The following is a 20,747-nucleotide window of genomic DNA, read 5'->3' as shown; positions in this document are numbered from 1 at the left end:
CCGGCGAGCCGCCGGACGGGTCCGGCGGCTCGGTCGGGCTCGGTGGCCCGGGCGTCGGCCCGAGGCGAGGGGGTGAGCGTGGTCATGCGCCGTCGTCAGCCCTTGATCTCGTTCCAGGACTGCACCCACTTGGCGTAGGGCACGCACTTCACGTCGGTGCGGCCGTCGAGGCACTGCTCGATGGGCGTGGTCCAGAAGTGCACGTTCTTCCAGTACGCCTCGTCGCTCGCGTGGAAGACCGTGCAGTGGTTCTTGTCGGCGGTCTCGGCGCACGACCTGGCGTTGGCCGGCGCCTCGCCGAAGTACTCGGCGACCTGGGCGTTGGCCTTGGGCGAGACGATCCAGTCGAGCCACTTGTAGGCGCAGCTGGGGTGCTTGGCCCTGGCGGACACCATCCAGGTGTCGGACCAGCCGGTGGCGCCCTCCTTCGGCAGCACCGCGTCGACCTTGGCGCCCTCGGCCTTGGCCAGGTTGGCGATGACCTGCCAGCTGGTGCCGACGACGGAGTCGCCGCTCTTGAAGGCGGAGATCTCCTTCAGGTAGTCGCTCCAGTACTCGCCGACGTGCTTGTTCTGCTGCTTGAGCAGGTCCACGGCGGCCGCGAACTGCTTCTGGTCGAGGGCGTACGGGTCCTTGATGCCGAGTTCCGGCTTGGTGGCCATGAGGTAGAGGGCCGCGTCGGCGATGTAGATGGGCGAGTCGTACGCGGTGACCTTGCCGCTGTGCGCGGACGCCTGGTCGAAGACGGCCGACCAGGACGTCGGGGCGGGCTTCACCTTGGTGGTGTCGTACATGAGGAGGTTGGCGCCCCGGCCGTGCGGGATGCCGTAGGCGACGCCCTTGACCGAGTTCCAGCCCTGGTTCTTCAGGCCGGCGAAGACGTCCTTGTAGTTGGGGACGAGCGCGGTGTTGACGGGCGCCGCGTCGCCGGACGCGATCAGCCGCAGCGAGGCGTCGCCGGAGGCGGAGACCGCGTCGTACTCGCCGGTCTTCATCAGCGCCACCATCTCGTCGGAGGTGGCGGCCGTCTTGGCGTTGACCTGGCAGCCGGTCTGCTTCTCGAAGGGTGTCACCCAGTCGACCTTGGGGTCGTTGGAGCCGTCCTCGACGTAGCCGGCCCAGGCGATCAGGTTGACCTGGCCCTCGGGGGCGCCCAGGGAGGTGGGCGCCTTGAGGGCGGGCGGGTTGAGGCCGCCGGACTTCCCGCCACCGGCCTGGTCGGCGGAGCCGCAGGCGGTGACGAGCAGCAGTCCGGAGACGGCGGCGGCCGTCAGGAGCGAGCGGTGCAGGCGCACGTGTTTCTCCGTTGCGTGAGGGACGTGAGGGTGGTGCGGTGCGAGGGGCGGTGCGGGTGCGGTGCTGTTCCGTGGCTTCACCGGCCTGGCGTGGGCTGCGGCCTTGCGTGGGCTGCGGCCTTGCGTGGGCTGTGCGGCCTTACGGGTCCGGCGTGTCCTTACGGGAGTTCGGGGACCGGCACCGCGTGGCGCGGGTGCCAGTGCAGGGCGACCCTGGCGCCGCGGAAGGCGGCGAGGTCGGCGGAGGAGGTCTCCAGGTTTTGCTGGACGGCGGTGATCCTGCCGCCCGCGTCCAGATCGACGAGGAAGCGGGTGGCGTCGCCCAGGTAGACCACCTCGGCGACGGTGCCGGTGGCACGGGTGTGGCCGTCCTCGGCGGGCGCGGCCGGGTCCTTGACGACGCGGATCTTCTCCGGCCGGATGCTGTACGTGCCGGAGGCGCCGACCACGGTCCGCGCGGCCTCGCCGCTGACCAGGTTGGAGGTGCCGACGAAGCCGGCGACGAACGGGGTGGCCGGGCGCTCGTATATCTCGGCGGGGGTGCCGACCTGTTCGATCCGGCCCTGATGGAAGACGGCGATCCGGTCGCTCATCGTGAGGGCCTCCTCCTGGTCGTGGGTGACGAACACGAAGGTGATGCCGACCTCGCGCTGGATGGCCTTCAGCTCGACCTGCATCTGCTCGCGCAGCTTGAGGTCGAGCGCCCCGAGCGGTTCGTCGAGCAGCAGCACGCGGGGGCGGCCGACGAGGGCGCGGGCGAGTGCGACGCGCTGGCGCTGGCCGCCGGACAGCTCGGCGGGGCGGCGCCTGCCGAGCCCTTCGAGCCGCACCTGGGCGAGTGCGGCGCGGGCCCGGACCAGGCGCTCGGCCTTCGGGACGCCCCGCACCTTCAGGCCGTAGGCGACGTTCTGTTCGACCGTCATGTGCGGGAAGAGGGCGTAGTCCTGGAAGACGGTGTGCACGTCCCGCTCGAAGGGGGCGAGCCGGGTGACGTCCTGACCGGCCAGTTCGACGCCGCCGTCGCTCGGCGTCTCGAAGCCGGCGATCATCCGCAGCACGGTCGTCTTGCCGGAGCCGGAGGGGCCGAGCATCGAGAAGAACTCGCCGTCGGCTATCTCCAGGTCCACCCCGGCCACCGCCTCGGTCCGGCCGTAGCTCTTGCGGAGACCCGAGAGCCGGATCGCCATTCCCTCCATGGGCGGGAACCTTTCTGGTGCGGGGCGCGTTCTGACGAGTGGGCGTAAACATATGAAGTCATAGTTCAAATCTCAAGACCCCTTTAAGGTAAAGCCTTAGTCAGCGCGCGAGGTGATAAACGTGAAACCAGGCGGCAGACAGGGCGGGAGCGCGAACGGAAGCGCGCGCCGAGCCGTGTTCACCCCCGTCGACACCCGGGCCCGGGTCGACACCGTGGTCCGCCGGATCGGCGACGCCATCGAGCTCGGACTCCTCGCCGACGGCGAGCAGCTGCCCGGCGAGGCCGAACTCGCCGCCCAGCTGGGCGTCTCCACCGTGACCCTGCGCGAGGCCCTCATGGCCCTGCGGCAGCAGGGCCTCGTCACCACCCGCCGCGGCCGGGGCGGCGGCAGCTTCGTCACGCTCCCCGAGGGCCCGTCCGAGGACCGGCTGCGCGCCCGGCTCGCCGACTGGTCCACCGAGGAGCTGCGCGACCTCGGCGACCACTGGGCCGCCATCTCCGGCGCCGCCGCGCTGCTCGCCGCGCAGCGCACCGACCCGGGCGACCTGCGCCCGCTCACCCGCACCGTCGACGAACTCGTCCACGCCGAGGAACCCGCCGTCCGCAGCCGGCTCTACGGCCGCTTCCACGTCGAACTCGCCGCCGCCGCCCAGTCCGCGCGCCTGACCCGCGAGGAGATCGCCCTCCAGACCGAGTTGGGCGCCCTGCTCGTCCTCGTCCTCGACGACACCGCGTATCTCGAATCCGTGGCGGATCGTCACCGCTCCGTGATCTCCGCCGTGCAGGATGAGGCCGACGAGCGGGCCAGAACGCTGGCCGAACAGTGCGTGCGCGACTCCGTCGCCCGCCTGATCGCCCTGCGCCTCGAACCCCCCACCCGCGCCCCCGGGCCGCGTCCGTAGGAGGACCCCGATGTCCACACCCCCCGCGCTCGCCCACGTCACGGGAGCCGCGCCCGAGGCGACGGGAGCGGAGGACAGGGGAAGAGGACGTACGGGAACAGGAGCTGCGGGAAGGGGAGCCGCGGGAACGGGAGCCGCCGGAACGGGGGACGCGCGGGCGACGGGCCCGTCGGCGGCCGACGCCACCGGCGGGGTGTCAGGCGCGGGCGCCTTCCGCAACGCGCCCGGAGCCGCCCCGGGGCCGTACGGCGCCCCCGACGCCGCCGTCCCGGGCTCGTACGGCGCCCCCGGCGCCGTCCCGGGCTCGTACGGCGCCCTTGCCGACGCCGCCCCGGGCCCGTACCGCGCCCTCGCCGGCGCCGTGTCGACCCGTGTGCGCGAGACCCTCGACGGGGTCTTCGCCGCTGTCGCCGCCACCCGCGCGGACACCGCCGCGCTGCTCGCCGCCCCGGCCGCCGACGGCAGGGCTCCGGCGTCGGCCGGACTCGCCGCCCTCCGGCCCGGCCTCCACGACCGGCTCGCCCGCCACGAACTCGTCTCCGGCATCGGCTTCGTCGCCGCGCCCGGCCTCCTCGCCGACGTACCGGCCTGGCTGGAGTGGTGGCAGCGCGGCCCCGACGGCACGGTGCGGCCGCTCCTCCTCGACCTGGACCCCGAGCACTCGGCGTACTCCGACTACACGCACTGGGACTGGTACGCCCTGCCCCGCGAGACCGGCCGGCGGGCCGTCGCCGGGCCGTACGTCGACTACCTCTGCTCCGACGAGTACGGCCTGACGCTCTCCGAGCCGGTGCTGGTCGACGGACGGTTCGTCGGCGTCGCCGCCGCCGACGTCTACCTGCGGCACTTCGAGGCGGCCGTGCTGCCCGTCCTCCAGGAACTCCCCGTCCCGGCACGCCTGGTCAACGCCCGCGGCCGCGTCGCCGCCTCCACCGACCCGGCGCATCTCGCCGGCTCCCTCACCAAGGGCCCCGACTTCGCCGCCGTACTCGCCGGAGCCCCTGGCGCCGGGCCGGAATCCGTCCACCGCCACGGCGACCTGCGTCTGACGCCCTGCGCGGGCACACCGCTGGTGCTCGTGACGCCGGATCGGTGAGTCCCCGACCCTTCGGCCGCACGCAGTCGCGTACGCGTCAGTCGTTGACGGCCGTCAGCAGCACCACCGCGTCGTCGAGCGCCGTGAGGCCGTGCCGCTCCTGCGGGATCATCTGGAGCTGACCGGCCGACAGGTCCTCCGAGCGGCCCGCCGCCGTCAGCCGCACCCGGCCGCGCAGGACCTGGAGACTGCCGGCGGGCGGCGCGTTGTGCTCGTCCAGGGCCGTGCCCGACGTCATGGCGATCACACTTTGCCGCAGCACCCCGTCGTGCACCACCAGATGGGCGCTGCGGCCGTGCGCGTCTTCACGCGCCTTCGTCAGGTGCTCGTCGGCGAGGGCGGTGAGGTCGAAGGGTGCGGGCTCCTGCATCGTGTCTCCCTGCGGCGTGCGCGGACCGGTACCCCCAGCCTTGCGCCTGCCGCGCGTCCCGCAAGTCGGGGCCGCCGCGCCCCCGCGATCAGCCCGAGCACCACGAACCCCGCCGCAGCGAGGAGCGCCGCCGTCCAGCCGTACCCCTCGTACAGCCACACAGCGGTCAGCGAGCCGAGCGCGCCGCCCGCGAAGGTGGCCAGCATGAAGACCGTGTTCACCCGGGCCGCCACCGCCCGCCCGAGGCCCAGGACCCGCGCCTGGTTCGCGACCTGACAGGCGCTCGTGCCCAGGACCACCAGACCCGCGGCCGCGACCAGCGCCACCGGCGAGCCCGGCGCCAGACCCGCCGGCGCCGGCGCGAGCGCCACGCACCCGAGCGCCACCAGCCCGACCCGGCCCGCCCCGTACCGGTCGGTGAGCGGCCCCGCGTACGCCGACGCCAGCGCCGCCGGCACGGTGAACAGCCCGAACAGACCCGCCGCCCCCGGACCGTACCCCAGCGGAGGGGCGGCCAGATGGAAGACGAGCGCCGCCCAGAAGACGCTGTACGCGCCGAACACGCAGGCGCCGCGCAGCGCCGACACCCGCAGGGCGCGATGCGCGACGAGCAGCCCCGGCAGCCCCACGAGCATCCGGCCGTACGGGACCGGGTGCGCGTGCGGGCCGCCGAGCCGCTCGGGCAGGGCGCGCGGCAACGCCCACAGCAGACCCGCCGTCGCCACGGCGGCCAGCGCATAGGCCGTCCGCCAGCTGCCGCTCGCGTCGGAGACCGCGCCCGAGACCGTGCGGGACAGGGTGGAGCCCAGCGTGAGGCCCAGGCCGATGACACCGACGACCCGGCCGCGCCCCTCGGGGCCCGCGAGGGACGCGGCGACCGGGGTCAGGATCTGCGGCAGCACCGTGGTGGTGGACAGCGCGAGGGTGGCGACGGCGAGCACGAGGACGTTCGGGGCCGCGGCCGCGACCAGCAGGGCCGCGCTGGTCAGCGCCAGCAGGGCCCGGACGAGCCGGCGCAGCCGGGCGGTATCGGCGAGCGGCACGAGCAGCAGGATGCCGAGGGCGTAGCCGAGCTGGGCGGCCGTCGCCACCAGCCCGGCGGTCCGGTCGGAGACGGCGAGATCGCGGGCGATCGCCGCCAGCAGCGGCTGCGGGAAGTAGATGTTCGCCACCGTCACGGCACCGGCGAGGGTGAGGACAAGGACCGAGGGACGGGACGCGGCGGGAGGACGGGACGTCGCCAGGGGACGGGCGGGGAGAGCGGGCATGGGCATCAGCCTCCCGCCGGCCGGACAGGCCCATCAAGGTGAAAGAATGCAACCGGCGTTGAGCAGAACTAAACGGTAAGGGGGCCCGGTGCTCGAACGGCACGAACTCGAAGCGTTCCTCACCCTCGGCGACGAACTCCACTTCGGCCGCACCGCCGAACGCCTCGGCGTCTCCACCGGCCGCATCAGCCAGACCGTCAAGAAGCTCGAACGGCGCGTCGGCACCCCGCTCTTCGCCCGCACCAGCCGCAGCGTCGCCCTCACCCCGGTCGGCCGCCGCCTGCACGACGAACTCCGCCCCGCCCACGCCCTGATCCTCGCCGCCCTCGAACGCGCCACCGCCGCCGGCCGCGGCATGCTCGGCACCCTGCGGATCGGCTTCGGCTCCCCGTGGGGCGGCGAGCTGCTCACCGCCGCCGCCGACACCTTCCTGGCCCGCCACCCCGGCTGCGAGCTCACCCTCCGCGAGGTCCCCGTCGACGCCGGCACCCGCCCCGTCGAGGACGGCGAACTCGACGTCCAGTACGCCACCCTGCCCATCGCCGCGCCCGGTCTCACCACCGGCCCCGTCCTGGTCCGCGAGGACCGCGTGCTCCTCGTACCGGCCGCCCACCCGCTCGCCGCCCGCGCCTCCGTAGGCCTGGAGGACCTCGCCGGACAGACCCTCGTCACCACCGGCCGCGGGCAGCCCCGAGCCTGGCGCGAGACCCACTACCCGACCCGCACCCCCTCCGGCGCGCCCGTCGCCCACGGACCGGCCGCCGCCACCTGGGAGGAGCTGCTCTCGCTCGTCGGCGCGGGCCACGGCGTCTCCCCGGGCGCGGCGAGCGGCGCCCGCTACCACCCGCGCCCCGGCATCGCCTACGTGCCGTTCCACGACGCCCCGCCCCTGACCTACGGCCTGGTCTGGGCGACCGCCGCCGAGACCGCCCTGATCAGGGCCTTCGCGGAGACGGCAGCGCGTGTCCCGGCCGCCGGGGCCGGGGCGCCGGGGCTACCGTGAGCCGGTGCAGCGCAGCGAGGACCGGCTGACGCTCGCCGCGTTCGCCGCCGCCGCGTTCCTCGCGGGCGGCAACGCCGTCGGCGTCCGCTTCAGCAACCGTGAGCTCGACCCTCTGTGGGGCGCCGCCCTGCGCTTCGGCGCGGCCTCCGTGATCCTGCTCGGCGTCATGGCCGCGCGCCGCATGCCGTTCCCGCGGGGCAGGGCCCTGGCCGGGGCGGCGCTCTTCGGAATCCTCGACTTCGGCGTCACGTTCGCCCTCGCGTACTACGCCCTCGTCCACATCCACGCCGGCCTCGGCCAGACGATCCTCGCCCTCACCCCGCTCGCCACGCTGCTGCTCGCCGTCGCCCAGGGCCTCGAACGCTTCCGTGTCACCGCGGCCGTCGGCACACTGCTCGCCGCCGCCGGGGTCGCGGTCATCTCCCGCGCCCCGCTCAGCGGCGCCGTGCCCCTGCTGTCGTTCCTGGCGCTCCTCGGCAGCATGGTCTGCTTCGCCGAGGCCACGGTCCTCGTCCGGCGGCTGCCGCGGATCCACCCCGTCGTCATGAACGCCGTCGGCATGACCGCCGCCTCCGTCCTCCTCTTCGCGGGCTCGGCCGCCGCCGGTGACACCTGGCGGCTGCCCGAGCGCCCCGCCACCTGGTGGGCCCTCGCCTATCTCGTGGTCGGCGGCTCCGTCCTCACCTTCGGGCTCTACCTCTTCGTCGTGCAACGCTGGGACGCGTCCCGCGCCGCGTACGTCTTCGTCGTCATCCCCGTCGTGACGATCGTCCTCTCCGCCTGGCTCGACGACGAACCCCTCACCGCCTCCCTGCTGCTCGGCACCCCGCTGATCCTGGCCGGGGTGTACGTGGGCGCGCTGTGGCGGCGCGGCAGCTCCTAACCGGCGTCCAGGACGGCCGGCGGCGGGCTCCAGCGGCGCTTCGGGTTCACCGACGTCGACACCCCGTAGTCCTTCTTCAGGTGCTCCGGGATCGCGTAGTGCATCACCCGGCCGCGGGTGAGCGACGACAGTTCGAAGACCGTCGTCAGATGGCCGAGCCGGTCCAGGAGCCAGGAGCCGAGCGGGGAGCGGTCCTCCACGGTCTCCAGGACGCCGAGCAGGTGCGGCACCGCCTTGACGACCGTGTCCCACGGGGTACGGGGCACCTCCAGCCAGTCGGCGCAGGTGTCGCCGACCAGATGGCGGATCAGCGCGGAGACGATCGGGTCGAAGAAGGTGCCGGGCACCACCTCCTCGTACAGCTCGATGAGCTGCCGGGTGAGCAGTGCGCCGTCGTCCGAGGGGCCCATGTGCCGGAGCATGTACAGGTCGAGGAAGGCGCGGGCCTCGTCGAGGGTCTCGGGCACGGCCCGCTGGTCGACGCCGAGCATGGCGCCGACCACCCGCCAGGCGTAGTAGTAGGCCTCGGCGCCCTCCGCGGACATGTGGATGCCGAGCCGGTGCAGGCTGTCGAGGACCAGCATGGAGAAGAACATCTGCCCGCCGATCATGTCCTCCTGACAGATCGGCACGCCGAGCGCCGCCGTGTCCCAGCGCTCCTCGCGCCGCAGGTGGTGACGGATGGAGGCGTGCAGCAGCCGGACCTTCTGCGCGGCCGGTACGAAGCGGCTGCCGGCCTCGAAGGCGTCCGGCCGCATCAGGTAGAGCGTGAACTGGCCGGTCTCCGCCATGCGCTTGGACGGGTACTTGAGGCCGTGCGTGGTGGCGAGCAGCTTCGCCACGTGCGGGACGAGATAGCAGGCGGGCATGGAGGCGAAGGACAGCGCCGTGGTGATGTGCACGTCGTTGTCGGTGAAGAAGAGCCGCGCCTTCTCCATCTCGGCCCAGTCCACCCACGCCGGAGCCGCGCTCGTGACGTGCAGGTATTCACGGGCCACGTCGGGCAGCCCGTCGGGCAGCGGGCTGCCGGCGGTCGACACGTACCGCATCAGGGTGTTGAAGGTGCCGACCTCGCCGCGTTCGAAGAGGGTGGCGACGGTGGCGTCGGCGAGTTCGTCGCCGGCCTGGCGCAGGGCGTCGAGGGACGCCTGGGTGGGTGGGGTCATGCGGGGCTCCTCGGGGGCTCCGTGGCGGGGTGTCTGGACAAGGGCGTCACGACCGGCCTGTCCGCGCCGGACGCGTCAGGGCCGGAGGTTCAGGACTGCCGGGCCGACGCCGAGTGCGCGAGCGAGGCGAGGGCCTGGAGCGCGGCGGGCGGGGCGTCGAGCTCGTCGAGCGCGCGCAGGGCCTCCTCGACCCGGGCCGCGATCATGCGTTCGACGCGCTCGGGGGCCTTCAGGCCGCGCATCAGCGCGCGTACGTCCTCCGGATCGGCGTCGTCCCGGTCGAGCAGGGCGCCGAGCCGGGCGCGCTGGGCGGTGTCGGCGAGCCGCCAGGTCTCCGCGAGCAGGGCGGTGGGCCGGCGGCCGCGCAGGTCGTCGGCGGCGGCCTTGCCGGTACGGGCCGGGTCGCCGAACAGCCCGAGCAGGTCGTCCCGCAGCTGGAACGCCTCGCCCAGCGGCAGCCCGTACGCCGAGTAGCCCTCGCCGAGCCGCGTCGCCGCTCCCGCCAGGGCGCCGCCGATCAGCAGCGGCTGCTCGACGGTGTACTTGGCGGTCTTGTAGCGGATCACCTTCAGCGAGGCCGCCGTGTCCGGCGCCGTGCCCGTGTGCAGGATCTCCAGGCACTCGCCGGCGATCAGCTCGCGGGCCAGCGCCGCCCACAGCGGCCGCGCCCGGTTCAGGAACGCGGCGGGCAGTCCGCTCGTCACGAACAACTGCCCGGCCAGCGACATCAGCAGGTCCCCGACCAGCATCGCGAGCGACCTGGCGGCCGCGGCGGGCCGCGGATGGTGCGGTACGGCGGCCCGCAGCGCCCGGTGCGCGGTGGGCCGGCCGTGCCGCAGCGGACTGCCGTCGATCAGGTCGTCGTGCACGACGGCGGCCGCGTGCACCAGCTCCATCGAGGCCGCCGCCCGCACCAGCGCGTCGCTGTCCGGCTGACCGCCGCCCCGCCAGCCCCAGTAGCAGAACGCAGCCCGCAGCCGCTTGCCGGACGCGACCGCCGCCTCCAGCTCCTCGGCCACCGGCCCGAGCGACGGGTCGACGTCCGTCAGACAGTCGGCCTCCTCGGCGACGAACCGGCGCAGTACGTCGTCCACCCGGGCCCTGAAGGCGGCCGGGTCCCAGGCCGCCTCAGCCATCGTCGCGGGACTTCCGGGACTGCCCGGGCTGCTGGGACTGCTGGGACTGCCGCGCCAGGACGTGCTGGGCCAGCACCTCCAGATGGGCCGGCGGCACGGTCGCGTACCGGTCGAGGGCGAGCCGCCCGCGCGCCGTCAGCTCCCGTTCGGCGTCCTCCACCAGCTGTACGGTGTCCGAGCGCCGTAACAGCCCCCGTACCGTCCCCAGGGCCGAAACCAGCGTGCTCGCCGCCAGGTCCGCGAGCCCGGCCACCAGGAGCACCGCGCGGTCGTCCCCGCCCCTGTCCCGACTGTCCCGATCCGCTTCCGTGTTCATGTGATCCAACGTGGCCGCGCGCGCGGCCGGGTGCGCGCGAAACTCACGAACGAGTGAACAGGCGGTCTAGCCGGTCGGCGCCGTCGCGGCCACGAGAGCGCCCGTGAGGTGGTCGTACGCCACGTGCGCGTGCAGCCGCACCCCGGTGACGAGCGTGTCGTCGTCCGCGTAGAAGCCCGGATTGTGGTTGGTGACCAGGCCGCGCCCGCCCGGGACCGGTACCGGCCTGCCGTCGGCGTCCAGTTCGGCGTCCTGGACGCCGAGCATCACGTACAGACCGCCGAAGCGGTTCACGAACTCGGACACGTCGTCGTAGCCGAGCGTCGCACCGGTCTCGACGACCCGCTCCCCGCCCACCACCCGGCGGAGGGTCGGCAGTCCCGCCGCCACCCATTCCGCCGTGTGGTGCACTGGAGGCACCGCCTGGAGGTAGTCCACCTCCGCGGTGGCGTGGTACGCGGCGGCGCTGTGCTCGGCGAGCGTCGTGAGCCTGCGCTGCACCTCCGCCATGTCGGACTCCACCGCGCACCGGACCGTGCCCCACAGGGTGACGGTCTGGCCGATGATGTTGAAGCGGCCGACGTCCTCGATGTGACCGATGCTCACGGTGATCGGATCGAAGGCGGAGACCTGGCGGTACAGCTGCCCGATGCCGGTGAGGACCGCGCCGACCGCGGGCATCGGGTCGATGCCCTGCCAGGGCGTCGAGCCGTGCACCTGCTTGCCGGTCACGACGATCCGGACGAGCGTGGAGGCCGCGTACTGGTTGCCGGTCCGGTAGCCCACGTACCCCTTCGGGTACGGCGTCACGTGCATCCCGTAGACCATCGTGGGCACCGGATCGGCGAACGCGCCCGCGTCCACCATCGCCCGCGCCCCGCCGTCCTCCGTGACCGGCGGGCCCTCCTCGGCCGGCTGGAAGACGAACAGGACGGTGCCGGGCAGCCGGTCGCGCGCCCCGGCGAGCACGCTCGCCGCGCCCATCAGCATCGCCGTGTGGCAGTCGTGCCCGCAGGCGTGCGAGACCGGGAACGGGCCGCCCGGGTAGTCGGCGTCGACCGTCCGCGACGCGAACTCCGCCCCGCACAGGTCCGGCACGGGCAGCGCGTCGACGTCCGCGCGCAGCGCGATCGTGCGCGGACCCGGCCGGCCGCCCCGCAGCACCCCGACCACGCCGTGCCCGGCGATCCCGGTGCGGACCTCGTCCAGACCGAGCGAGCGGAGGCGGTCCGCGACGAACGCGGCCGTCTCCTCCTCCCGGTTGGACAGCTCGGGGTGGCGGTGCAGGTGCCGCCGCCAGGCGATCACCTGCCGCGCCGTCTTCTCCGCCGCCCGGTCCAGTTCCGCGCGGACCTCGTCGTGCGCCGGCTCCGTGCTCACCAGGTCCTCCGTCTCGCCGAGGGATGGGAACGCGCCCTCAGCCTCGCACGGCGCGCCCGCCGGTGGTGCGGTCAGGCGCCCGGGAGGCCCGGCGCGCCGCGCTCGATGATCGCGGCCGTGTCCACGCCCGACGGCAGGGTGCCGAAGGCGATGCCCCGGTCGCCGTCCAGGCGCGAGGCGCAGAAGGCGTCGGCGACCGCCGGGTGGCCGTGCCGGACGAGGAGGGAGCCCTGGAGGACGAGGGCGAGGCGTTCGACCAGACGGCGCGCGCCGTACTGCAGGGCCGCCGGGTCGGCGAGGCCGGCGAGGTCCTTGCGGAGGCGGCCGACGGCCGCGTCGAGGCGGCGGTCGGCGCCGGCGGCGCGGTCGACCTCGGCGAAGAAGGCCTCCACGGCGGCGGGCTGCTTCGCCATGGCGCGCAGCACGTCCAGCGCGGCCACGTTGCCCGAGCCCTCCCAGATGGAGGGCAGCGGCGCCTCGCGGTAGAGCCGGGGCAGGTCCGAGTCCTCGACGTAGCCGTTGCCGCCCAGGCACTCCAGGGCCTCGGCCGCGTGGGCGGGCGCCCGCTTGCACACCCAGTACTTGGTGACGGCGAGGCCCAGGCGGCGCAGCTGGTCCTCCTCGGCGTCGCCGGCGGTGGCCCGGTCCACGGCGCCCGCGAGGCGCAGCGCGGCGATCGTCGCCGCCTCCGCCTCGACCGCGAGGTCCGCGAGCACGTTCGTCATCAGCGGCTGCTCCACGAGCCGGGCGCCGAACGCGCTGCGGTGCGTGGCGTGGTGCACGGCCTGGACCAGGCCGAGGCGCATCCCGGACGCGGAGCTGATCGCGCAGTCGAGCCGGGTCATGTTCACCATCCGGATGATGGTGGCGACCCCGCGGCCCTCCTCGCCGACGAGGCGGCCCAGCGCGCCCTCGTACTCGATCTCGCTGGAGGCGTTGGAGCGGTTGCCCAGCTTGTCCTTGAGGCGCTGGAAGCGGATCGCGTTGCGCGAGCCGTCCGGGAGCACCCGCGGCACCAGGAAGCAGGACAGGCCGCCCGGGGCCTGCGCGAGCGTCAGGAAGACGTCCGACATCGGCGCGGACGTGAACCACTTGTGCCCGGTCAGCGCGTACATGCCCGGCTCACCCGTCGGTACCGCCCGCGTGGTGTTGGCGCGCACGTCCGAGCCGCCCTGCTTCTCGGTCATCGACATGCCGGCGATGATCCCGCGCTTGCCGGTGGGCACCCTGAGCCCGAAGTCGTAGTACCGGGAGGTCAGCAGCGGCTCGTACACCGAGGCCAGCTCCGGCTCGGCGCGCAGCGCGGGCACCGCCGCGTACGTCATGGAGACCGGGCACAGGTGCCCGGCGTCGGCCTGCCCCCACACGAACACCTTCGCCGCGCGCGCCACATGGGCGCCCGGCCGGGTGTCGGCCCAGGGCGCGCCGTGCAGCCCGTGCTCCACGGCGACGGTCATCAGCTCGTGCCAGTACGGGTGGAACTCGACCTCGTCGACCCGGTGCCCGTAGCGGTCGTGGGTGTGCAGGACGGGGGAGTGGCGCTCGGCGAGCCGGCCCCATTCCTGGGCCTGCGCCCCGCCCGCCCGCACCCCGAGCTCGCGCACCTCGTCCTCCGCCCAGCCGGCGCCCTCGCGGCGCAGCGACTCCAGGAGGGCCGGGTCGGCCGAGACGTCGTAACCGGTGAGCGGCGGAACTTGGTTGGTGACCTCATGCGTGGTCGGCATCGGTGACTCCCAGGGCTCGCAGGGTGAAGGTGACCAGGGCGGGAACGGTGCCGGGGCTCGGGGCCCCTGCCGTCAGGGTGCCGGAGAGCGGGCCGGTCAGCGCCTCGGCGCCCGCGCCGACGAGCGCGGCGGCGGTGAGCAGGGCGTCCTGGGGCGGCAGTTCGCCGTCCCGTACGCCCGCGGCGATCCGTTCGGCGAAGACGTCGCGGAACGCGCGCCGGAAGACCAGCCGCTCGGCGTCGACGGCCGGGTCGACCGGCTCGGCGAGCAGCGCGTAGGCGAGCCGGGGCGCCTTCAGGGCGCGGCTCGCGAAGGTCTCGATGACGGCGACGATCCGGTCGGCGGCCGTCCGGTGCGCCGGCAGGGCGGCCGCCTCGGAGACGGCGGCCACCTCGCGGCCGACGACCGTCCGGAACAGTTCGACGGACAGCTCGGCCTTGCTCGGGAAGTGGCGGTACACGCTTCCGGTGGCGATGCCCGCCCGCGCGGCGACGGCGGCCATCGTGCAGCCGGCGTAGCCGTGCTCGGCGAGCAGTCCGAGTCCGGCCTCGACGATCGCGGTGCGCCGGTCGTCGAGCCGGGCCTGGACGGCGGGCGTGCGTCGGTAGGGCATGGAAGGAGTGAAGCAGTGATTCAGTGCTTCAGCAAGGGCGGCAAGGGCGGCAATCGCAGCAAGGGGTCGGGCGGGCTCCGGGAACGCGAAGACGCCCGCGTGCGGGGGCACGCGGACGTCCGGGTGGTGCGAAGGGTCGGGCGATGCGAGGGGCCGAGGTCAGCCGGTGAAGATCTCCACGAGCGACCAGAGGGCGAGCCCGGCCATGCACACACCGCCGATGCGCTGCACCGTCTTCAGCGGGACGCGCTTGGCGATGAAGCGGCCGGCGACGAGCGCGAGCGCCGAGACGGTCATCAGGGCGGCGGCGGAGCCGATCGCGGTCGACCAGGTGCCGTTGGTGGCGGCGAGGTTGGCCGTGGTGATCTGGGTGAGGTCGCCCCACTCGCTGATGAAGACGGCCATGAAGGCGGTCGAGTAGACGGGCCAGAAGCCGGTCACCGTCCTGCCGCCCGCGTCCTCCTCGTTCTCGTCGTCGCCCCCGCCGCGCAGCAGCATGAACGCGCCGAAAGCGAACATCGCGGCCGAGACGAGCCTGACGCTCCAGCCGGGGAGGAGACCGAGCAGGCTGCCGGCGCCGACGGCGATGGCCACGTGCACGACGAACGCGGTCGAGGTGCCGAACCACACGTACAGCGGACGCATGCGCGTGCCCATGGCGAGGGACGCGAACATCGTCTTGTCGGGAAGTTCGGCGAGGAAGATCAGCCCGAAGGCGGTGATGATCGCCAAGGGGTCGAGGTGCATACCGGGGCTCTCTGCTCGGACCGGGCCCGGGCCCGGCGCGGCGCCTCGAAGGGCGACGGGAGGACCACTCGGCCCGGCATGACGGACCACGCCCACACGGTCGCGGACGTGGCGTACTGCCTGGCCGAAGGTCTCGCCCGCCCGCGCTCTCGCATGGGCCCGGTCACCGGGAACCCGGGGGTTCCAGTGTGTCGACGACCGGTTCGCAGGGCTACTCCCCTTCGCTGCCGACCAGTCTACCGGAGGGGTCCGGCCGGCCCCGTAGACGCCGTCTACGAAAGTGGTAGACAGTGTCTACCAAGATCGGATAGACAGTGATCATGACCGAAGAAACCACCCGGGGGACCGAGGGCGAGGGCGGCGGCCTGCGCGACCGACTGGTCCGCACCGGCGTCGAGCTCGTCGACGCCGAGGGCGCCCACGCTCTCTCCCTCCGCGAGATCGCACGCCGCACCGGCGTCTCCCACGGCGCCCCCCGCCGCCACTTCCCGACCCACCTCGACCTGCTCTCCGCCATCGCCCGCGAGGGCTTCCGCGAACTCGGCGCCCGGGTGACCGAGGTGGCGGAGACCGAGCCCCGGGCCCGGGTCGAGGCCCTCGCCCGCGTCTACCTCGACTTCGCGCGAACACGCGGCGGGATGTACGAGCTGATGTTCCGCCACGACCTCCTGGAGAGCGGCCGGCTCGGGCTGCGCGACACGAGCCTGCCGCTCTTCGCGCACCTCGCCGAGCTGGTCGCCCGGGTCCGCCCGGACGCCGCCGACCCGGCCACCGCAGCCGGCGCGCTCTGGGCCAACCTCCACGGCATCGCCCAGCTGTGGCGCTGGGGCAGCCTCCGCCTGGCGACCGGCGGCGACGACGTCGAACCGCTGCTCACCGCCGCGCTCGACGCCCACCTCGGCCCGGAGAGGACACGCCCGTGATCCACAGCCGTCTCCACCGCCGCGCCGCCCTCGTCTGCAGCGTCGTCGGCGCCGCCGTCGTCGCCCTCGACGGCACCGTCCTCACCATCGCCCAGCCCGTCCTCCAGGACGACCTCGGCGCGGACACCGCACAGGTGCAGTGGACCAGCACCGGCTACCTCGTCGCCGTCGCCGCCCTGCTCGTCTTCGCCGGGCGCCTCGGCGACCGGTACGGCCACCGCCGCCTCTTCGCGCTCGGCAGCCTCGGCTTCGCCCTCACCTCCGCCGCCATCGCCCTCGCGCCCGGCATCGGCGCCGTCATCGCGTTGCGCGTGCTCCAGGGCGTCTTCGGCGCCCTGCTCCAGCCCGCCACCCTCGGCATGCTCCGGGCCGCCTTCCCGCCCGACCGCCTCGGCATGCCGATAGCCGTGCGCACCAGCGCCATCGGCCTCGCCGCGGCCGCCGGCCCGCTGATCGGCGGCGCGCTCGTCGACGCGTACGGCTGGCGCTCGGTCTTCCTGCTCGGCGTGCCGCCCACGCTGGCGGTCGCTCTGCTCGCCCTGGCCGTGCCCGGGCCGCGCCCCGGCACCGGCCCCGGCAGCGCCGCCGGATCCGGCCGAGTCGCCGGCACCGGCCGAGATACCCGCCCCGGTCGTGCGGGCACCCTCGATCTGCCCGGGGCCTGCCTGCTCGGGCTCGCCCTCGCCTGCCTCGTCCAGGGACTCGCGCACGGCTTCGGGCCCGCGGACATCGCCGGCACCGCGCTCGCGCTCGCCGTCGCCGCGGCCGCCGCCCTCGCCTTCGTACGGCACGAGGCGCGCGCCGCGCACCCGTTGGTGCCCCCGGGCATGCTGCGGCCCGGGCCGGTCGCCGCGGGGCTCGGGGCGCTGCTCGCCGCGTCGGCGGCACTGTCCGGGACGCTGTTCACGGCGACCTACCTCTTCCAGGACACGCTGGAGCTCGGGCCGTTGCCGACAGCCGTGCGGATGATGCCGCTGGCCCTGCTCATCGTGGCGGGCGCTCCGGTCAGCGCGGTGCTGAAGGGGCGGTTCGGGGCGCGGCGCGTCGCGAGCGGCGGGGCCGTGCTGCTCGCGGCCGGCGTCGGCCTGCTGGGACGGGCCGCCGACACGGGCTCCGCCCTCGCGACGGGCGGCTGCGCCGCGCTGATCGGGGCGGGCTTCGGCGCGGTGATGGTGACGGCGACGTCCGTCGTCGTGCACCGGGCCGAGGAGGGGAGCGCCGGGGTCGCGGGCGGCCTCCAGCAGACCGCGATGAACACCGGGCCGGTCCTCGGCGTCGCTCTCGCGAGCCTGCTGCTCGGCTCCGGCGCCGGGGTGGCACTCGCTTCCCTCGCCGTCGTCGCCGCGCTCGCCGTCCTCGCCTGCCTGGGGCTGCCGGGCCGCACCGGAGATGCCGGACACGCCAGCGGGGCCGTAACGTCCGGTTCCGCACCGCCTCCGAACGTATGATCACGAAATGCCCACAGGTGGTCACCGTGTCCCCTCCTCGGCAGGGACGCGCACCCGGTTCAACCTCGGTCTCGCGCTGCCCTTCCTGGCCCTCGCCCTCGTCGCGGTGGCCGACCTCATCACCTCGCAGGGGCAGCACTTCGACCGGCTCCTGGTGATCGGCCCGGCCCTCGCCGCCATCACCTGGAGCGTGCGCGGCACCCTCGCCATCGGCCTCCTCTCGATGGTCCTGCGCCTCGTCCTGGCCGTGGCGCAGGACGACCCCGTCACCGAGACCGTCAGCGCCGAACTCGTCCTGGCCGCGGTCACCGTCGCCGCCGTCTGGGTCAGTCAGGCCCGCACCAACTACGAGCGCGACCTGCGCGAGGTGACGGCCGTCGCCGAGGTGGTCCAGCGGGTGGTGCTGCGCCCGCTCGCGCCCCGGCTCGGCGACGTGGAGCTGCACCTGCTCTACGTCGCCGCCGCGGCCAAGGCCCGCATCGGCGGCGACTTCTACGAGGCCGTACGGGTCCCGGGCGGCGTCCGCGTCATGCTCGGCGACGTCCAGGGCAAGGGTCTCGGCGCCGTCGAGACGGCCTCGGTGCTGCTCGGCGCCTATCGCGCCGCCGTCACCGACGCGCCCGATCTCGCCGCCCTCGCCGACCGCCTGGAGGAGGGCCTCGCCCGCTACGGCGCCTGGGACCCCGACTCCGACGCCGCCGAACGCTTCGCCACCGTCCTCCTGCTCGAACTCCCCGACGACCGCGACGTCGCCCGGCTCCTCAGCTGCGGCCATCCCGCCCCGCTGCGCCAGCACGACGGCCAGGTCCGGACCGTCCCGCTCACCGACCCGTCACTGCCGCTCAACCTCGCCGGACTGTGCGCCTCCCGGCACCACGTCGAGGAGGTCCCGTTCCTGCCCGGCGACCGGCTGCTGCTCTTCACCGACGGGGTGAGCGAGACCCGCGACCGGGCCGGTGACTTCTACCCGCTGGAGGAACGGCTGCGCCGCTGGACCGACGAGCCGGGCGACCGGGTGCTCCCGCTGCTCCACCACGACCTCACCGGGTACGGCGCCGGCGGGCTCGACGACGACGTGGCCGCGCTCCTCGTCGTACGCCCTCCGGAACCGGCCGCCGCGACCGGGCCGGCCGCGCCCGCCGCCCTGCCGTAACGGGCCCGACCCGTTCCAAACGTGGGAAACCGGGCAACCGGTGTCGCTGTTGCCCCCGTCCGGTGTCGCATGCGCCCTTCCTGTGCTCTCTGGTGGTTCTGTCCTCCCTTGGGACACGCTTGCGGAACCCGCCGCACCGGATGAGAGGAACGGGTGCACGTGCCCGAGTACAACGTCCACAACACCTCCAGATCCGCCAGCTCCTTCAGCTCCTCCAGATCCTTCAGCTCGCTCGTCGGTGAAGCCGTCACCGAGGCCGATCTCGCCCGCGTCGCCGCACGCGGCATGTGGGCCTTCGACGGCACGCTCGACCCGGAAGCCGCCCGGCTCGGCCAGACGCTGGCCGCCGCCCTGGAGGACGACTCCCGGGCCGAGCTGCTGCCCCTCGAACTCGCCGAGCTCGTCGCCCAGGTGCGCCAGTTCGCCGTGCCCGGCTTCCCGCGCATCCAGACCCACGACGAGGACGTCAGGCTCTCCGCCTTCACCCTCCGGCAGCTCGGCCCCGGCCCGCACCCGCTGGTCGTCATGCCGGCCGGCTGGCAGCCGCTGGGCTGGGCGCTCTTCATGTACGCGTACCTCACCCTGGCCGCCAGGGGCTACCACGTCGTCGCCTACACACCCCGCGGCCTCGGCACCGAGGGCCTGCCGTCCACCTCGCCCGGCCGGATCGACGTCGCCGGACCGAAGGACTGGGCGGACGGCTCGGCCGTCGTCGACTACGCCGTCGACATGTTCGGGCCCAGCACCATCGGCTTCCTCGGCGAGTCGTACGGCTCCGGCATCAGCCAGCTCGTCGCCGCCCACGACGACCGGGTCCACGCCGTCGCGGCGCTCTCCACCTGGGGCAACCTCGCCACCTGCCTGTACGCGAACGGGGTCCGCCACCTGGCGGCGGTCCAGGCGCTCCTGCGGCTCACCGGCGGCACCTCGGTCGAGGAGAGGTTCGACGAGGAGACCCGGGAGATCCTCGCCCACTTCCAGGCGGGCACGAACACGGCGGCCGTGGTCGAGTGGGCGACCCGGCGAGCCCCGCACTCGTACCTCGCCCAGACCAACGAGAAGGGGACACCGACCTTCTTCTCGAACACCTGGCACGAGAGCCTGTTCCCGGCCAACCAGGTCCTGGAGACCTTCGACGCGCTGACCGTGCCCAAGCGGCTCAACCTGTGGATCGGCGACCACGCCGTCCCCGAGGGCCGCGGACTGCTCGCCCCGCCCGTCAAGCCCGGTGACGTCAACATCCCGGTGCAGGAGGCGTACGCCTGGCTCGACCACCACCTCAAGGGCGAGCGCAACGGCGTGGAGGACTGGTCGCCGGTCAGCAGCCAGGTCATGTTCACGTACCGGACGGTCCCGTTGCGCGACCCCGAGACCGGGCAGCCCACCGGCGAGTACGAGATCGTCGAGCCGGCCCTGCGCGAGAACCGCGCGGACTGGGCCTCGGTCACCACCGACGTGGAGCGGCTCGTCCTGACGGGCGGCGGCGCGGGCGGGGCCGACGGCTGTCTCTTCCCCGCGCACGGGGAGGAAGGCACGTCGGCGAGGAACTGGGAGCGTCCCTTCGTCGCGGGCGTCGACACCGAGGCCACGGCCATGACGAGGATGATGGAGACCGGGCGCGAGGAGTGGGCCGGCAGTCCCAGGGTCTACGACACGCAGAAGATCGACCGCACCCACGCCCTGGTCTGGACGACCGCGCCGCTCACCGGACCGGCCGGGAGCACCGCCGCCCGCCGGGTGCGCGGCATCCCGAGGCTCGGCCTGACCGTGCGCTCCACGGCCCGGTCGGCGACCCTCGTCGCCCGTCTCTTCGACGTCGCCGAGGACGACACGGCCCGGATCATCACCCACGAGCCGCTGAACGTCCACGGCCTGACGCCGGGTGAGGACCGCGCGGTCTCCTGGAAGCTGCAGGCCGCCGCGTACGACATACCCGAGGGGCACCGGCTGATGCTGGTGATCGACAGCAAGGACCCGCTGTACGGGGACGTGTCGGTGGTCTGGACGCAGACCGTCGTCTCGGCCGGCGAGGGCGCGCCCGCGGTGCTCGAACTGCCGCTGGGCTGAACGGGCCGAGGACGGGACGAACGCGGTCGAGGGGCCGGGCGGCGGTGTCGCCCGGCCCC

19 protein-coding genes are annotated in these 20,747 nt (G+C 74.2%); 8 read left to right on the top strand and 11 right to left on the bottom strand.

The genetic code is table 11. The features are described from left to right. Nucleotides 1-95: 95 nt before the first annotated feature. Nucleotides 96-1,295, bottom strand: coding sequence for an ABC transporter substrate-binding protein (locus ACWEJX_RS33795; protein ID WP_451611235.1), 1,200 nt, complete (start codon nucleotides 1,293-1,295; stop codon nucleotides 96-98). Between the two features lie 158 nt (nucleotides 1,296-1,453). After that, the gene (locus ACWEJX_RS33790) at nucleotides 1,454-2,491 is read right to left on the bottom strand and encodes an ABC transporter ATP-binding protein (protein ID WP_451611234.1); all 1,038 of its coding nucleotides are present in this window, start codon (nucleotides 2,489-2,491) and stop codon (nucleotides 1,454-1,456) included. Nucleotides 2,492-2,612: 121 nt separating this feature from the next. On the opposite strand from ACWEJX_RS33790, the gene ACWEJX_RS33785 reads away from it, so the two are divergent. Next, nucleotides 2,613-3,395 (top strand): FadR/GntR family transcriptional regulator, encoded by a 783-nt coding sequence (locus tag ACWEJX_RS33785; RefSeq protein ID WP_451611233.1) that lies wholly within the window; start codon nucleotides 2,613-2,615, stop codon nucleotides 3,393-3,395. Between the two features lie 361 nt (nucleotides 3,396-3,756). Continuing rightward, entirely contained in the window at nucleotides 3,757-4,491 is a 735-nt protein-coding gene (locus ACWEJX_RS33780) for a cache domain-containing protein (protein WP_451611237.1), read from the top strand. 37 nt (nucleotides 4,492-4,528) lie between these two features. Here the strand turns inward: ACWEJX_RS33780 and ACWEJX_RS33775 are convergent, their stop codons facing one another. Both ACWEJX_RS33775 and ACWEJX_RS33770 read right to left on the bottom strand, forming a co-directional pair. Further along, nucleotides 4,529-4,861, bottom strand: a complete 333-nt coding sequence (locus ACWEJX_RS33775) for a cupin (RefSeq protein ID WP_451611232.1) — start codon at nucleotides 4,859-4,861, stop codon at nucleotides 4,529-4,531. Further along, nucleotides 4,810-6,129, bottom strand: coding sequence for an MFS transporter (locus ACWEJX_RS33770; protein WP_451611231.1), 1,320 nt, complete (start codon nucleotides 6,127-6,129; stop codon nucleotides 4,810-4,812). The genes ACWEJX_RS33775 and ACWEJX_RS33770 overlap by 52 nt, the downstream gene beginning before the upstream one ends. A gap of 88 nt (nucleotides 6,130-6,217) precedes the next feature. On the opposite strand from ACWEJX_RS33770, the gene ACWEJX_RS33765 reads away from it, so the two are divergent. Together ACWEJX_RS33765 and ACWEJX_RS33760 are read left to right on the top strand one after the other, a co-directional pair. After that, nucleotides 6,218-7,132 (top strand): LysR family transcriptional regulator, encoded by a 915-nt coding sequence (locus ACWEJX_RS33765; protein ID WP_451611230.1) that lies wholly within the window; start codon nucleotides 6,218-6,220, stop codon nucleotides 7,130-7,132. A 4-nt stretch (nucleotides 7,133-7,136) separates the two neighbouring features. Then, on the top strand, nucleotides 7,137-8,015 hold the full coding sequence (locus ACWEJX_RS33760) for a DMT family transporter (protein ID WP_451611229.1): 879 nt from the start codon (nucleotides 7,137-7,139) through the stop codon (nucleotides 8,013-8,015). On the opposite strand, the gene ACWEJX_RS33755 is transcribed toward ACWEJX_RS33760, so the two are convergent. The 7 genes from ACWEJX_RS33755 to ACWEJX_RS33725 all read right to left on the bottom strand — a co-directional run bounded on the left by ACWEJX_RS33755 (nucleotide 8,012) and on the right by ACWEJX_RS33725 (nucleotide 15,097). Further along, the gene (locus tag ACWEJX_RS33755; RefSeq protein WP_451611228.1) at nucleotides 8,012-9,181 is read right to left on the bottom strand and encodes an oxygenase MpaB family protein; all 1,170 of its coding nucleotides are present in this window, start codon (nucleotides 9,179-9,181) and stop codon (nucleotides 8,012-8,014) included. The genes ACWEJX_RS33760 and ACWEJX_RS33755 overlap by 4 nt on opposite strands. Nucleotides 9,182-9,270: 89 nt before the next feature. Further along, nucleotides 9,271-10,317 carry a polyprenyl synthetase family protein gene (locus ACWEJX_RS33750; RefSeq protein WP_451611227.1) on the bottom strand — a complete coding sequence of 349 codons (1,047 nt, stop codon included), beginning with the start codon at nucleotides 10,315-10,317 and terminating at the stop codon, nucleotides 9,271-9,273. Then, nucleotides 10,310-10,633: a polyprenyl synthetase gene (locus ACWEJX_RS33745; RefSeq protein WP_451611226.1), complete on the bottom strand. Its 324-nt coding sequence runs from the start codon at nucleotides 10,631-10,633 to the stop codon at nucleotides 10,310-10,312. The genes ACWEJX_RS33750 and ACWEJX_RS33745 overlap by 8 nt, the downstream gene beginning before the upstream one ends. A 66-nt stretch (nucleotides 10,634-10,699) precedes the next feature. Further along, nucleotides 10,700-12,013 carry a M20 metallopeptidase family protein gene (locus tag ACWEJX_RS33740; RefSeq protein ID WP_451611225.1) on the bottom strand — a complete coding sequence of 438 codons (1,314 nt, stop codon included), beginning with the start codon at nucleotides 12,011-12,013 and terminating at the stop codon, nucleotides 10,700-10,702. 71 nt (nucleotides 12,014-12,084) lie between these two features. Continuing rightward, complete coding sequence (locus ACWEJX_RS33735; RefSeq protein ID WP_451611224.1) at nucleotides 12,085-13,737, bottom strand: acyl-CoA dehydrogenase family protein; 1,653 nt, start codon at nucleotides 13,735-13,737, stop codon at nucleotides 12,085-12,087. Further along, nucleotides 13,721-14,350 (bottom strand): TetR/AcrR family transcriptional regulator, encoded by a 630-nt coding sequence (locus tag ACWEJX_RS33730; RefSeq protein WP_403790917.1) that lies wholly within the window; start codon nucleotides 14,348-14,350, stop codon nucleotides 13,721-13,723. The genes ACWEJX_RS33735 and ACWEJX_RS33730 overlap by 17 nt, the downstream gene beginning before the upstream one ends. Nucleotides 14,351-14,509: 159 nt before the next feature. Then, entirely contained in the window at nucleotides 14,510-15,097 is a 588-nt protein-coding gene (locus ACWEJX_RS33725; RefSeq protein ID WP_451611223.1) for a TMEM165/GDT1 family protein, read from the bottom strand. 320 nt (nucleotides 15,098-15,417) lie between these two features. Between ACWEJX_RS33725 and ACWEJX_RS33720 the strand changes: the two genes are divergently transcribed. The 4 genes from ACWEJX_RS33720 to ACWEJX_RS33705 all read left to right on the top strand — a co-directional run bounded on the left by ACWEJX_RS33720 (nucleotide 15,418) and on the right by ACWEJX_RS33705 (nucleotide 20,688). Beyond that, nucleotides 15,418-16,020, top strand: a complete 603-nt coding sequence (locus ACWEJX_RS33720; protein ID WP_451611222.1) for a TetR/AcrR family transcriptional regulator — start codon at nucleotides 15,418-15,420, stop codon at nucleotides 16,018-16,020. Then, nucleotides 16,020-17,468, top strand: coding sequence for an MFS transporter (locus ACWEJX_RS33715; RefSeq protein ID WP_451611236.1), 1,449 nt, complete (start codon nucleotides 16,020-16,022; stop codon nucleotides 17,466-17,468). The genes ACWEJX_RS33720 and ACWEJX_RS33715 overlap by 1 nt, the downstream gene beginning before the upstream one ends. Before the next feature lie 7 nt (nucleotides 17,469-17,475). Further along, nucleotides 17,476-18,621, top strand: coding sequence for a PP2C family protein-serine/threonine phosphatase (locus tag ACWEJX_RS33710; protein ID WP_451611221.1), 1,146 nt, complete (start codon nucleotides 17,476-17,478; stop codon nucleotides 18,619-18,621). Nucleotides 18,622-18,780: 159 nt separating this feature from the next. Next, nucleotides 18,781-20,688, top strand: coding sequence for a CocE/NonD family hydrolase (locus ACWEJX_RS33705; protein WP_451611220.1), 1,908 nt, complete (start codon nucleotides 18,781-18,783; stop codon nucleotides 20,686-20,688). Nucleotides 20,689-20,747: the final 59 nt, after the last annotated feature.

The organism is Streptomyces sp. NPDC004788 (assembly GCF_053601115.1).
This window is presented reverse-complemented; position numbering and strand designations above follow the sequence as displayed.

What these genes read in the sequence shown, in the direction of transcription:
- ACWEJX_RS33745 (WP_451611226.1), bottom strand. Translation starts at nt 10,633, where the DNA reads ATGAACACGGAAGCGGATCGGGACAGTCGGGACAGGGGCGGGGACGAC.
- ACWEJX_RS33775 (WP_451611232.1), bottom strand. Translation starts at nt 4,861, where the DNA reads ATGCAGGAGCCCGCACCCTTCGACCTCACCGCCCTCGCCGACGAGCAC.
- ACWEJX_RS33710 (WP_451611221.1), top strand. Translation starts at nt 17,476, where the DNA reads ATGCCCACAGGTGGTCACCGTGTCCCCTCCTCGGCAGGGACGCGCACC.
- ACWEJX_RS33720 (WP_451611222.1), top strand. Translation starts at nt 15,418, where the DNA reads ATGACCGAAGAAACCACCCGGGGGACCGAGGGCGAGGGCGGCGGCCTG.
- ACWEJX_RS33770 (WP_451611231.1), bottom strand. Translation starts at nt 6,129, where the DNA reads ATGCCCGCTCTCCCCGCCCGTCCCCTGGCGACGTCCCGTCCTCCCGCC.
- ACWEJX_RS33750 (WP_451611227.1), bottom strand. Translation starts at nt 10,317, where the DNA reads ATGGCTGAGGCGGCCTGGGACCCGGCCGCCTTCAGGGCCCGGGTGGAC.
- ACWEJX_RS33725 (WP_451611223.1), bottom strand. Translation starts at nt 15,097, where the DNA reads ATGCACCTCGACCCCTTGGCGATCATCACCGCCTTCGGGCTGATCTTC.
- ACWEJX_RS33755 (WP_451611228.1), bottom strand. Translation starts at nt 9,181, where the DNA reads ATGACCCCACCCACCCAGGCGTCCCTCGACGCCCTGCGCCAGGCCGGC.
- ACWEJX_RS33790 (WP_451611234.1), bottom strand. Translation starts at nt 2,491, where the DNA reads ATGGAGGGAATGGCGATCCGGCTCTCGGGTCTCCGCAAGAGCTACGGC.
- ACWEJX_RS33730 (WP_403790917.1), bottom strand. Translation starts at nt 14,350, where the DNA reads ATGCCCTACCGACGCACGCCCGCCGTCCAGGCCCGGCTCGACGACCGG.
- ACWEJX_RS33735 (WP_451611224.1), bottom strand. Translation starts at nt 13,737, where the DNA reads ATGCCGACCACGCATGAGGTCACCAACCAAGTTCCGCCGCTCACCGGT.